At 70.5% G+C, this 12,730-nt stretch carries 12 protein-coding genes; 6 read left to right on the top strand and 6 right to left on the bottom strand.

Annotated features, from left to right (window positions below; genetic code table 11):
* The first annotated feature begins 24 nt into the window (after window positions 1-24).
* From ABD858_RS08980 to ABD858_RS08965, 4 genes are all read left to right on the top strand, one after another.
* Window positions 25-519 (top strand): hypothetical protein, encoded by a 495-nt coding sequence (locus ABD858_RS08980; RefSeq protein WP_345035702.1) that lies wholly within the window; start codon window positions 25-27, stop codon window positions 517-519.
* Between the two features lie 351 nt (window positions 520-870).
* Complete coding sequence (locus ABD858_RS08975) at window positions 871-1,446, top strand: DUF5994 family protein (protein ID WP_345035701.1); 576 nt, start codon at window positions 871-873, stop codon at window positions 1,444-1,446.
* A gap of 148 nt (window positions 1,447-1,594) precedes the next feature.
* Window positions 1,595-1,867: a hypothetical protein gene (locus ABD858_RS08970; protein WP_345035700.1), complete on the top strand. Its 273-nt coding sequence runs from the start codon at window positions 1,595-1,597 to the stop codon at window positions 1,865-1,867.
* 289 nt (window positions 1,868-2,156) lie between these two features.
* Window positions 2,157-3,383 carry a PP2C family protein-serine/threonine phosphatase gene (locus ABD858_RS08965; protein WP_345044378.1) on the top strand — a complete coding sequence of 409 codons (1,227 nt, stop codon included), beginning with the start codon at window positions 2,157-2,159 and terminating at the stop codon, window positions 3,381-3,383.
* 147 nt (window positions 3,384-3,530) lie between these two features.
* On the opposite strand, the gene glnA is transcribed toward ABD858_RS08965, so the two are convergent.
* Entirely contained in the window at window positions 3,531-4,940 is a 1,410-nt protein-coding gene (gene glnA / locus ABD858_RS08960; protein WP_345035698.1) for a type I glutamate--ammonia ligase, read from the bottom strand.
* 201 nt (window positions 4,941-5,141) lie between these two features.
* On the opposite strand from glnA, the gene ABD858_RS08955 reads away from it, so the two are divergent.
* A complete protein-coding gene (locus ABD858_RS08955; protein WP_345035697.1) occupies window positions 5,142-5,609 on the top strand; it encodes an RDD family protein in 468 nt (155 codons plus the stop codon).
* 102 nt (window positions 5,610-5,711) lie between these two features.
* Here ABD858_RS08955 and ABD858_RS08950 read toward each other — a convergent pair whose 3' ends face one another.
* From ABD858_RS08950 to lipB, 4 genes are all read right to left on the bottom strand, one after another.
* On the bottom strand, window positions 5,712-6,419 hold the full coding sequence (locus ABD858_RS08950; RefSeq protein ID WP_345035696.1) for a DUF4191 domain-containing protein: 708 nt from the start codon (window positions 6,417-6,419) through the stop codon (window positions 5,712-5,714).
* 19 nt (window positions 6,420-6,438) lie between these two features.
* Window positions 6,439-6,642: an SCO2195 family GlnR-regulated protein gene (locus ABD858_RS08945; RefSeq protein WP_345035695.1), complete on the bottom strand. Its 204-nt coding sequence runs from the start codon at window positions 6,640-6,642 to the stop codon at window positions 6,439-6,441.
* A 486-nt stretch (window positions 6,643-7,128) separates the two neighbouring features.
* Window positions 7,129-8,082 carry a lipoyl synthase gene (gene lipA, locus ABD858_RS08940; protein ID WP_345035694.1) on the bottom strand — a complete coding sequence of 318 codons (954 nt, stop codon included), beginning with the start codon at window positions 8,080-8,082 and terminating at the stop codon, window positions 7,129-7,131.
* A 134-nt stretch (window positions 8,083-8,216) separates the two neighbouring features.
* Window positions 8,217-9,011: a lipoyl(octanoyl) transferase LipB gene (lipB, locus tag ABD858_RS08935; protein ID WP_345035693.1), complete on the bottom strand. Its 795-nt coding sequence runs from the start codon at window positions 9,009-9,011 to the stop codon at window positions 8,217-8,219.
* Between the two features lie 227 nt (window positions 9,012-9,238).
* Between lipB and ABD858_RS08930 the strand changes: the two genes are divergently transcribed.
* Window positions 9,239-10,687: an NsdA family TPR-like regulatory protein gene (locus ABD858_RS08930; RefSeq protein ID WP_345035692.1), complete on the top strand. Its 1,449-nt coding sequence runs from the start codon at window positions 9,239-9,241 to the stop codon at window positions 10,685-10,687.
* Between the two features lie 555 nt (window positions 10,688-11,242).
* Here the strand turns inward: ABD858_RS08930 and ABD858_RS08925 are convergent.
* Window positions 11,243-12,580, bottom strand: a complete 1,338-nt coding sequence (locus ABD858_RS08925; protein ID WP_345035690.1) for an NAD(P)/FAD-dependent oxidoreductase — start codon at window positions 12,578-12,580, stop codon at window positions 11,243-11,245.
* Window positions 12,581-12,730 lie beyond the last annotated feature (150 nt).

Here is a 12,730-nt window from a genome sequence, read left to right as displayed (position 1 = left end):
CAGCATTGTCAGTGCAGTTGAGTAATGTCCATCGATGTGGGCACCCAGGAACTGATCGACCGCTTCTGCGAGGCGGACAAGGACAGCAAGAGCGCCGCGAGTGAAGCCCTGGTCGCCGCGGGCGCGGCCGTCGTGGCGCCCCTCATCGCCGTGTTGCTGGACGAGGACGCGCCGGTCGAGTGGCACGAACCGGCCTCCCTGCTGCGGGAGATCGGGGAGCCTGCCCTGCGGCCTCTCGCCGACGCGATCGCTGCGGCCGCCACCGACGAGGCCGCGCGCCGGGCCCGCTGGGCCTTCACGGGCCTGCGGGTGACCGACCTCGGTGCGTACATCCGCACCCGGGGGTCCGGGACGACGCCGCGTACGCGCTCCAATGCAAGGGGGAGGCCGCTCTCCCGTACGTCCCCAGCCTGTTTCCGCTCCTCACCGACCCGGACCCGGGTGCACGGCCACGGCCTGCTGGCCCTCACCCCCACCGGCCGCACCCACGGCCACCCCCGGGGCGCCCTGCGGATATGACCGGACCTGTGCGCCGGGGAACCGTCCCGGGTTCCGCCCGGCTGTCCGACTTGAGGGCGCGCGAGCGGTCGCTGGACGCGTCGCGCCAGGAGTCCCGCCGGAGGCGGGGATCCCGCGTCACTCGCGGAAACGGCCGCCGTCCGTGCCTTCCGGTGAGGGAAGAGCACGGCCAACGTTTGGCGTCGGCGGGCGGCAGCGAGAAAACACCTGGTCACGCGCCCATTCGCGCCCCGGCAGCGGAGTAGAGTGAAGGCACCGGGAGTTCTTCGCACACCGGCCCCCACGCGGGTGTCGTTCCCGGCGATCAACAACACCGGGCTGTGGCAGACGAGCCCGGGACAGGCCCGCGCCATGAACGTGACCATCGAACGTACGACACCGAGTGAGCGCGCACCCTCGCCGCCGGCCCGCCTGTCCCTGACACCGGCGAGCCCGGTTCCCGGTCGGCTGGACGGCGCCTGGTGGCCTCGCTCCCGCGACCTGAGCCGCGAGCTGACGGCCCTGGCAGCGGCACTGGACAGTGCCTGGGGGCGGATTACCCGCGTTGCGGTGAACCCGGCCCACTGGCCCGTCATCCCGCGCAAGGTGCCCGTCGACGGGCACACCATCCACGTGGGATGGTTCGCCGACGAGCAGGACCCGCACCAAATCATCATCCTCTCCTACACGTTCGGCCGCCTGGACCTGCTGGTGATCCCGCCGGAAACCAGCCCGGCTGCCGCCGCTCGGCTGATGTCCGCCGCGGCCACCGTGGGCGGTCTGCGCACCGCGAGCGAGCTCATGACGGACGAGGACACGATCGGCAACCTTCTCGACGCCCGAGGCCGAGAAGAAACCTGGGAGACCGACGGCGGCGCACAGGTGTCATCACGCCTCCCCCGGCACGTGGACCCGCCGGGGTATCTGCCCTCCGGCCGAGGGATGTGAGGTCATGGAGACCCTCCTCACCACGGTGGTGATCCTCGCCATGATCTGACTGGGGGCGGTGGGTGTGGCGCTGATGCGTCACGCCCAGCGACACGTGTGTCTCAGCCGCCTCCGGGAACTGCGCGCGGGCGGAGGAGGACGGCAGGCCATGGCATCGCTGAGCGAGCGGAAGACGTACCGCAAGAAGATCATGCGGGCCCTGTACGAAGCCACCGAAGGCAATCGCCTTCTGGGCCTCGACGGGGTGAAGCTCCGCGACGACCTCCGCATCTCCGACCAGGACCTGGCTGCCGCCTGCGCCTACCTGGCGGGCGAGGGGCTGGTCGTCGTCGACTGGGCGGCGGGCAACGCGCCCGCGATGGTCACGCTGACGCACCAGGGAATCCGGCGCATGGAAACCGAGGAGGAGCAACGCGGATAGCCGACCTGGGAAGGTCCTGCGTCGACTGCCGTGTGGCGTCGTGGGGGGCACCGAGGCAAGCTGGGCAGCACAGGGTGGCCGCCCCCATGGCCGGAACGCCGTTCCTTCCGCAGTCGGCTCGCCAAGCCAGGGGCTCCGGGAGCGGATCCTCCGGCGGGGGCAACGGCGCCGAGGTCTTCGGCCGCCGGTGGAGCAGCGTCACATGCCGCCGGCGGGCCGCGGCAGGATCAGGAGTTCATGTGCGCAGGCCAAGTGGCTCCCTGACACCGCTCCCGGCTGGTCCGCCGAGATGACGGAAGGCGAGCGGCTGAACGGCGTCCTCCTGGAGGCGCTCCTGGACCGTGCCCACGAGCTGCCACCTCATCTGATCGGCCCGCTGGTCGCGGAAGAGCTCGGCAGAATCGGTGGTCGCGAGGTGTCGCTCCTCCTGCAGGACTACGGTCAAGTACTGCTCGTGCCGCTACCCGGCGGCGGCCTGACGGCCGGCCCACCGCAGCGGATCGACGGCTCCGACGCCGGGCGCGCCTTCCTGGGCGCGACTCGCGTCGAAGTGCCACTCGCAGATGGTGTCCGGCTGTATCTGCCTCTGCTGGACGGTGGGGATCACGTCGGCGTCCTGGCCCTCACCCTGGACCGCGTCGACGACGCTGTCCGACGGCTGCTGCGCAGGGTGGCAGGGATCGTCGCCGACCTGCTGGTGACCAAGCAGGGCTACACCGATCTGTTCTTCCGGGCGCGGCGCCGAGAACCGATGAGCGTCGCCGCCGAGATCCAGTGGTCCTTGCTGCCGCCACTGGTGATGTCCATGCCGCACGTGGCGGTTGCCGGGATACTGGAACCCGCGTACGACGTGGCCGGCGACAGCTTCGACTACGCGCTCAACGACGACATCCTGCACGCGGCCATGATCGACGCGATGGGCCACGGTCTGGACGCCGCCACCATGGCCACGGTCGCCATCGGCGCGTACCGTCACGCCCGGCGCATCAGCATCGGCCTGTCCGAGATCTACGCGTTCATGGACCGGGCCATCGCGGAACAGTTCGGCCCCGACCACTTCGTCACCGCACAGATGATGCGCCTCAACACCACGACCGGCCACCTGCAGTGGGTCAACGCCGGCCACCCCGCACCCTTGCTGATCCGCGACCACGAGGTCGTGCAGGAACTGCACAGTCCGACCACCCTGCCGGTGGGCTTCGGCGGACAGGAGCCACAGATCAGCGAGCAGACACTCCGGCGCGGCGACCGCGTTCTGTGCTTCACCGATGGCTTGATCGAGGAGCACGACACCGGCGGCGAACAGTTCGGCGAGGAACAGCTCATCAGCTGGATCAACCACAACGAGCGGTCCGAGGCAGGAGTACGCGCAGTGGTGCGCTCCCTCTCCCACACCCTCAAGCGGCAACGAGGCGGCAGCACCACCGACGACGCGACCCTCTTCCTGATCGAATGGCGCGGGACGACGAATGAAGGCCGCCACCCCACGGGTGGCGGCCTTCACCGCTATGTCTGACGTTACGTCGGAGAAACCGGCGTCCGGTGCACACGCGGTGCACGACGGGGTGGAAACCAGCCGGGATCCGTGAGAACTCGCGCGACGCGTTTTCGCAGGTCACGGCTGGCTTCCGGGACTCCCTCGCAGGTCGCCCGAGCCCCCGGCTCAGATGTCGAAGTAGAGCTCGAACTCGTGCGGGTGCGGCCGCAGCTGGATCGGCGCGATTTCCTTGGTGCGCTTGTAGTCGATCCAGGTCTCGATCAGGTCGGAGGTGAAGACACCGCCGGCCTGCAGGTACTCGTTGTCCTCCTCCAGGGCGTCCAGCACCGCGGAGAGGTCGGTCGGGACCTGGGGGACGCCCGCGTGCTCCTCGGGGGCGAGCTCGTAGAGGTCCTTGTCGATCGGCTCGGCCGGCTCGATCTTGTTCTTGATGCCGTCGAGGCCCGCGAGGAGGAGGGCCGAGAAGGCGAGGTACGGGTTGGAGGACGGGTCCGGGGCGCGGAACTCGACGCGCTTGGCCTTCGGGTTGGAGCCCGTGATCGGGATGCGCATGGCCGCGGAGCGGTTGCGCTGCGAGTAGACCAGGTTGACCGGGGCCTCGAAGCCGGGGACCAGGCGGTGGTAGGAGTTCACCGTCGGGTTGGTGAAGGCCAGCAGCGACGGGGCGTGCTTGAGGATGCCGCCGATGTAGTAGCGGGCGACGTCGGAGAGGCCCGCGTAGCCCTGCTCGTCGTAGAAGAGGGGCTCGCCACCCTGCCACAGGGACTGGTGGACGTGCATGCCGGAGCCGTTGTCACCGAAGATCGGCTTGGGCATGAAGGTGGCGGTCTTGCCGTTGCGCCAGGCGACGTTCTTCACGATGTACTTGAAGAGCATCAGGTCGTCGGCCGCGGCGAGCAGTGTGTTGAACTTGTAGTTGATCTCGGCCTGGCCGGCGGTGCCGACCTCGTGGTGCTGGCGCTCGACCTTCAGGCCGGCCTTGTCCAGCTCCAGGGAGATCTCGGCGCGCAGGTCGGCGAAGTGGTCGACCGGCGGGACCGGGAAGTAGCCGCCCTTGTAGCGGACCTTGTAGCCGCGGTTGTCCTCGACCGCGCCGGTGTTCCAGGCGCCGGCCTCGGAGTCGATGTGGTAGAAGCCCTCGTTGGCCGTCGTGTTGAAGCGGACCGAGTCGAAGACGTAGAACTCGGCCTCGGGGCCGAAGAAGGCGGTGTCCGCGATGCCGGTGGAGGCGAGGTAGGCCTCGGCCTTCTTGGCGATGTTGCGCGGGTCACGGCTGTACTGCTCGCCCGTGATCGGGTCGTGGATGAAGAAGTTGACGTTCAGCGTCTTGTCGCGGCGGAACGGGTCGATCCGGGCCGTGGAGAGGTCCGCGCGCAGTGCCATGTCCGACTCGTGGATGGCCTGGAAGCCGCGGATCGACGAGCCGTCGAAGGCCTGCTCCTCGTCCGGGTCGAACGCCTCCGCGGGGATCGTGAAGTGCTGCATCACGCCCGGCAGGTCGCAGAAGCGGACATCGACGAACTTGACGTCCTCGTCCGAGATGAACTTCTTCGCTTCGTCGGCGTTCTGGAACATCCAACTCCTCCTACTCCCCACGAGGTGGGGCGGGGCGGTAGCTCGGTCGTGCGGCCAGTGCGGGGCCCACTCTCGAGCCGACCATAGGTACCGGGGATTTCTCAAGCATGACCCATCTGTTTCGTCGAAGTTAACCGGGCCGGGGCCATGCGCCCGGGGGCGCGCCCGGGGTACGAATCCGGGCACAGTACCGTTGGTCGGGTGGACAAGAGGCAAGCAATCGGATCGTGGCTGTCCGGGCCGCGCGCGGCAGCCGAGCAGATGGGCGCCGACTTCGGCTACCGGGGCGAGCGGCTCGGTCTGCCGGAGAACGGGCCGGGCTCCATCGCCCCGCTCGGACGGCGCTTCGGCGCCATTTTCATCGACTGGGCGCTGTGCATGCTGATCGCAGCCGGGCCGTTCGCCCAGGATGACCGGCAGACGCAGGGCAACCTGGCGCTCGGGATCTTCTTCGTGATGAGTGTGCTGACCGTGGGCACGCTCGGCTCCACCCCCGGCAAGCGGATCCTCGGGCTGCGGGTCGTGGCGGAGGACGGCGGGCGGCCCGGCCTGGTGTGGGTCCTGGTCCGCTCCGTGCTGCTGTGCCTCGCGCTTCCCGCGCTGATCTGGGACCGCGACGGACGCGGCCTGCACGACCGGCTCAGCCGGTCGGTGCAGGTGAGGATCTGACGCACGGGGCCCGCGTACGGGACACGAGCTGTGAGATACGCGAAAGGGCGCCCGGAGTGGATCCGGGCGCCCTTTCGCGTACGTACGGGACGACGGGACGGGTCAGCGCATCTTTCCGCCGCGCGGCATCCGCATGCCCTTCGGCATCGGGCCCTTCGGCAGCGGCATGTTGCTCATCAGGTCGCCCAGCGCGCGCAGCCGGTCGTTGGCCGCCGTGACCTGGGCGCCGGTGAGGACGCGGGGCAGCTTCACCAGGGTGGTGCGGAGCTTCTTCAGCGGCACCTCGCCCTCGCCGTTGCCGACGATGAAGTCGTGCACCGGCACGTCCACGACGACGCGGGCCATCTTCTTCTTCTCGGCCGCCAGCAGGGTGCGCAGCCGGTTCGGGTTGCCCTCGGCCACCAGCACGATGCCGGCCTTGCCGACGGCGCGGTGGACGACGTCCTGGCTGCGGTTCATCGCGACCGCGGGAGTGGTGGTCCAGCCGCGGCCGATGTTCTGCAGTACGGCGGCGGCCGCGCCCGGCTGGCCTTCCAGCTGCCCGAAGGCGGCCCGCTCGGCACGGCGTCCGAAGACGATCGCCATCGCGAGGAAGGCCAGGATGAAGCCCAGGATGCCCAGGTAGACCGGGTGATCGATCAGAAAACCGATCGCGAGGAGGACACCGAAGGTGACGATTCCCACGCCTGCGACCACGAGACCGACCTTGGGATCGGCCTTCCGGGTCATCTTGTACGTCAGGGCGATCTGCTTGAGCCGCCCGGGTGTCGCGGCGCTGTCCGCGCCGCCGTTGTTTGCCTTCCTCGCCATGTCCTGAAGTTTACGTGGCTCAGGAACGGCGGACAGCCGCGGCCTCCAGTACGTGCTGGGCCTCGACCCGGTCCTTCGCGCGGCGCCGGTCCTCCAGGACGGCGGTCCAGGCGTTCCGGCGGGCGGTGCGCTGACCGGCGGCCATGAGGAGGGACTCGACGGCGCGCAGTGCGCCGGTGAGTGACGGGATGGTGGTGGCGCGGACGGTCGTCGCGACCTGCATGGCGGAATGCCTCCCTGTGGACGGATGAGAGGTGTGCGCGGTGCGTGAACCCAAGGTCACTGATTGGTGTTACCAGGGGGTGACCGAGGGGTCAAACAACAATGAAACATTCACCCGCGCCGGACAAAACGGCAACGCGGCCCGTAAACCCCTCCGACCTGCGAAGGGTGTACGGGCCGCGTCGAATCGGTCATTACCTGGCGGTAGCTATTTGTGAGTGGTTTCACACAGTCGCGGCGTCGCGGCGCCTCTCCGCCCTGTCGGTCGAGCTCCGCCTCGCTTCCGCTGCGGCCGAGTGCCCGCCCCCAGGCGGCGGAGCCGCACGGAGCCCTCGGGCGGACCCTCAACCTACGCTGCAGCTCGGCTGCGCTTCTCCGCCCTGTTGGTCGAGCTCCGCCTCGCTTCCGCTGCGGCCGAGTGCCCGCCCCCAGGCGGCGGAGCCGCACGGAGCCCTCGGGCGGACCCTCAACCGGGCGGACCCTCAACCTACGCTGCAGCTCGGCTGCGCTTCTCCATCGCCTGCTGGTACAGCCGTCCCGCACGGTACGAAGAGCGGACCAGCGGCCCGGACATCACACCGGAGAAGCCGATCTCGTCGGCCTCCTCCTTCAGCTCCACGAACTCCTGCGGCTTGACCCAGCGCTCCACCGGGTGGTGCCGCACGGACGGACGCAGGTACTGGGTGATGGTGATCAGCTCGCAGCCCGCGTCGTGCAGGTCCTGCAGCGCCTCGCTGACCTCCTCGCGGGTCTCGCCCATGCCGAGGATCAGGTTCGACTTGGTCACCAGGCCGTACTCGCGGGCCTTGGTGATGACCTCGAGGGAGCGCTCGTAACGGAAGCCGGGGCGGATCCGCTTGAAGATGCTCGGGACCGTCTCGATGTTGTGCGCGAACACCTCGGGGCGGGAGGCGAAGACCTCCTCGAGCAGCTCCGGCACCGCGTTGAAGTCCGGGGCGAGCAGCTCGACCTTGGTGTGGCCGCCCTCGCGGCCGGCGGTCTGCTGGTGGATCTGGCGCACGGTCTCCGCGTACAGCCAGGCGCCGCCGTCCTCCAGGTCGTCGCGCGCGACGCCGGTGATGGTGGCGTAGTTCAGGTCCATCGTGACGACCGACTCGCCGACCCGGCGGGGCTCGTCACGGTCCAGCGCCTGCGGCTTGCCGGTGTCGATCTGGCAGAAGTCGCAGCGCCGGGTGCACTGGTCGCCGCCGATGAGGAAGGTCGCCTCGCGGTCCTCCCAGCATTCGAAGATGTTCGGACAGCCCGCCTCCTGACACACCGTGTGCAGGCCCTCGCTCTTGACGAGCTTCTGGAGGGCGTTGTACTCGGGGCCCATCTTCGCCCGGGTTTTGATCCACTCGGGCTTGCGCTCGATGGGGGTCTGACTGTTCCGGACCTCCAGGCGCAGCATCTTGCGTCCGTCGGGGGTGACTGCGGACACGACGTGCTCCCTACGACTTCGATTCTTCGGCGGACACCAGGGTACGCCCGTGTTTCGGATGCCTTACGTCCAGCCAACCCGTGGCCAGAGGTGCGCATTCCCGATGGGGGCCCCTGCTCGAGCGGAGCCGAGAGCTAGGGGGAGGTGGTGCGCTCGCGAGGCGCCAGGACCGCGTTCCGCAGTACGTCCTCCAGGTGCTTCTGCACCACCGGCAGCACCTCGGTGACGGCGATGTCGCGCCCCAGCTCGTTCGCGAGTGAGGTGACGCCCGCGTCCCGGATGCCGCACGGCACGATCCGGTCGAACCAGGTGTTGTCCGGGTTCACGTTGAACGAGAAGCCGTGCATCGTGACGCCCTTGGCGACCCGGATGCCGATCGCGGCGAGCTTGCGGTCCTCGCGACGCTGGCCGGCGTTGGAGGGGGCGTACTCCGGGCCGTTCAGACGCGGGTCGAACTCCTCGTCGTGCAGCCGCGGGTCGAGGTCGAGGGAGAGCCCGCCGATCTGCGGGCGCTGCTCGACCGGGTCGCCCAGCACCCACACGCCGCTGCGGCCCTCGACCCGGGTGGTCTCCAGGCCGAACTCCGCTGCCGTACGGATCAGCGCCTCCTCCAGGCGTCGGACGTGGGCGACCACGTCCACCGGGCGGGGCAGCTTCTGGATCGGGTAGCCGACGATCTGGCCCGGGCCGTGCCAGGTGATCTTTCCGCCGCGGTCGACGTCCACGACCGGGGTGCCGTCCAGGGGGCGCTCACTGTCCTCGGTGCGCCGTCCCGCGGTGTAGACGGGCGGGTGCTCCAGCAGAAGACAGGTGTCCGGAATCTCGTCCGCGAACCGTGCCGCGTGCACGCGCCGCTGCTCCTGCCACGCTTCCTGGTAGTCGACGGCGTCCTCGCCGAAGCCCAGATGGACGAACCGCAGCTCAGTCACGGCAATGCCTCCTTAGCGCCTGCATTGTGCACGTATCCGCGCCCCGCCACTGTACGACCCAGGATCGAAGAACCGGCCGGGCGGATCCTGTCACCAACCTCTGGCCAATCCTCACACGATCGGATGAATGTGGGGCGAAGGTGGCGGTCCGGGTGGTGAGGGCAGCTAAATTCACGCCGTTCCATGAGGGCTGGCCCCGGCCCGGAAGGCAGGAGACCTTAGAGCTGATGACGGAACGACCCTCGCAGCGCACCAACCGCCAGCTCGCCGCGCTCATCGCCGAGGCCGGATTCTCCAATGCGGGGCTCGCCCGCCGGGTGGACCAGCTGGGTCTGGAGCACGGCCTCGACCTGCGGTACGACAAGACATCGGTGACCCGCTGGCTGCGCGGCCAGCAGCCGCGCGGCACCACCCCCGCTCTGATCGCCGAAGTCTTCACCCGGCGGCTCGGACGCCGCCTCTCCGCGCAGGACCTGGGGCTCGACGCCTGCGCCCCCGTGTACGCGGGACTGGAGTTCGCCGCCACCCCGGAGGAGGCCGTCGACATCGTCAGCGGGCTGTGGCGCAAGGACTCCGGCAACCATGTCGAGATGCGCAAGATCGCCTTCACCCCGGCGGGACTGGTCGTCCCCAGCCGGGACTGGCTGATCGGCCGCGCCGACGAATGCGTCGGCCGCGGAGAGCCGACGACCGGAGCGCACGGCGCCTCCCGTGTCCCGTCGCCGGGACGGGTCGTCCTGCCGCGACAGCGTGGCGCCGACCGGACCCCCGGGCAGCGGGTGACCGGCGGGGACATCGCCGCACTGCGGTCGGTCGGGGAGCTGTTCCGGGCACTCGACCACGCCTACGGCGGTGGGCACGCCCGGCAGGCCCTCGTGCGCTACCTCGAGCACGAGGCCGAGCCGATGCTGCGCGGCACCTACGGGGAGGCCACCGGGCGACGCCTGTTCGCGGCCGCCGCGGATCTGACGAGGCTGGCCGGCTGGACCTCGTACGACGTCGCCGCCCACGGCCTCGCCCAGCGGTACTTCGTCCAGGCCCTGCGACTCGCCCAGGCGGCCGGCGACCGGGCCTACGGCTCCTATGTACTGGTCACCATGAGCCGCCAGGCCGTCTACCTGGGCCACGGGCGCGAGGCCGTCCAGCTGGCCCGGGTCGCCCAGCAGGGCGTCGGCTCGGCCGCCCCGCCCGTCGTACAGGCGCTGCTGCACGCCGTCGAGGCGCGCGGGCACGGGGTGCTCGGCGACGTGCGGGCCTGCACCGCGTCCCTCGTACGGGCCGAGCGGGCGCTCGAGACCGCCCGGCCCGGGGACGACACGCCGTACTGGGTGCGCTTCTTCGACGACGCGCAGCTGGCGGACGAGTTCGCGCACTGCCACCGTGATCTGCACCAGTACCGCACGGCGGCGCAGCACGCGGAGCGCTCGCTGCAACTGCGCGCGCCGGGCTTCGCGCGCAGCCGGCTGTTCTGCCGCGTCGTGCTGGCCACGGCCCGGCTGGGCCTGGGCGAGCTGGACCAGGCGTGCGCGCTGGGCGCGGAGGCTGCGCAGCAGGCGTCGGAGATGCGGTCGGCGCGTGCGCTGGAGTACGTCAGCGAGTTCGAGCGCCGCTTGGAGCCGTACCGCGATGCCTCGGCGGTGCGCACCTACCGCGACCGCGTGGCCGCGCTGGGGTGACGCGCGCCGCGCGCTGGTTGCTGCTTTCCGTCCGGGTCGGCCCGTGCGTCCGTCCTCAAACGCCGGACAGGCTGGAACCTGACGCCCACCGTTCAGTTGGCCGGAGTGTCCGTCCTCAAACACCGGACGGGCTTGATTGGGTGCGGCCCGGTGGTCCGGTTGTGCCCGCCGTTCTGCCCCCGCGGAACGACTGCCCTACCGGTGCGTGTGAAGGGGGCCGTGCAGGGGGTGCCGTCCGGGCCGTAAAACGTGATGTGTGCCGCGCGAACGTGCCGGTCAATCAATCCCACGACGAGATCGTGGACTCTGCTGCTCAATTCGGCCGAGCAGCAGAGACCGGCTACGAGGGCAGCACCGACGGCCTCGTAGCCGCAGGTCACGGTCCGCGCGTCGGAACCATCCGGGAATTGCGCAGCAGAGTCATCGTGCGGCGTAAATCATGCCCGGCCCGGACGGTATCCCCCGGAGCGGCATCCGGCGACCGGCAGCAACCCCCCGAGCCTGTCCGGCGTTTGACGACGGACACGCCGGCCGCCTGGACGGAGGGCGTCAGCCCTACGCCGCCGCCGGGAGAGGCACCTTCTTGTCCGCCTGGGGGCGGATGCCGAAGTCCGTCAGGATCGCCCGGGCCGCCCGGCGGCCCGAGAACAGCGCGCCCTGCACCGTGCTCGTGTCGCGGTGGTCGCCGCAGACGTACAGCCCGCACAGCAGACGGACCGGGCGGCGCAGGTCGTGCGGGGGCGGCATCGCCGGGACCGCGTCCGGGTCGTGGTGGACGGCGAGCAGGTCCCAGCCGGATGTCGACGTGCCGTAGAGCGCGGCGAGGTGGCGCAGAACCCGGCGGTCCAGGCCGCGCCCGGGAGGCCCGAGCACCGTGGAGGAGATCAGCACCCGGCCGCGTGGGGCGCGCGAGGGGTCGACCTCGCTCATGACGGCCGTGTGCGCGACGGGTCCGCCGCGGTCGGCGTCCAGCAGCAGCGCCGGCTCGGCGAGCGGCGCGACGGGCGCGGTGTGGTGAAACGCCGTCACCGGGTGGAAGGACGGCACCCGCAGGCCGGGAAGGAGCTCCGCCGCGGAGCGCGCGCCGGTTGCCAGGAGCATGGAGCGGCACCGTACTTCGCCGTGTTCCGCGGTGACGACCGACGTGGTGGAGACGGAGACCGCGCGTACCCCCGTCCGTACCGTTCCCGGCGGGAGTGACGCTGTGAGCAGGTCGGTGAGGGCCGATGCGCCGCCGGCCGGCGCGCACAGCCCGCCCCGGAGGTATGCGCGCAGCGCGAGGTCGGCGCACCGGCTGGAGGTGGTGAGTTCGGGGTCGCACAGCAGCGCGGCGAGCAGTGGGCGGAGGAAGCCGCGCACGGTACGGGACGGCAGTCCGCGGCGCAGCAGTGCCGTGCCCGTGGGCAGTTCGGGGCGGGCCAGCAGTCGTGGGGCCGGGGTGGCCGCGAGCCGGGTGAGGGCGGCGCCGAGCCGGGCCTGGTCGAGCGCGTTGCCGAGCAGGGTCGAGGCGCGGGGGGCGCTCGCCAGGGCGCGTGCCGCGGTCAGTGCTCCCCCTACGCCCTGGGGGGACCCCCATCGCGCGCTCCCGGGCTCCCCGGCCCGGTAACGGCGGCCTTCGCTGTGCACGAGTACACCGGGCGAGAAGGGCCGGAGTTCGAGCCCGTCGAGCCCCGGCGTGCGCCGTAGTTCGGGGTACGAGGAACTGAGCAGGCGTCCGATCCGGTCGAGCCGGAATCCGTCGAGCCGCTCGGTGGACATCCGGCCGCCGACTTCGGGGGCGGCCTCCAGCACGCAGATTGTCAGTCCCGCGCTGGTCAGCCGATGGGCCGCGGACAGGCCTGCGAGTCCTGCCCCGACGATGACGACGTCCGCATGATGAGCGGGTGCGATCACGTGCCCCTCCCCGAGGTCGGCGCGGCATGGTGGAGACGTTGTGCCCCCAACGGGCCCGGGGAATTCCCGAGTTCTGGTCGAGATTAGGAACGGATCCGGACAGATACAGTCGCGCACCGGACGGGCACGGGAGCACGCGGGCGCACAACG

Source organism: Streptomyces sannanensis, assembly GCF_039536205.1.
Classification (GTDB): domain Bacteria; phylum Actinomycetota; class Actinomycetes; order Streptomycetales; family Streptomycetaceae; genus Streptomyces; species Streptomyces sannanensis.
The sequence above is the reverse complement of the archived record's forward strand: the minus strand, read 5'-3'. Positions and strand labels throughout refer to the sequence as shown.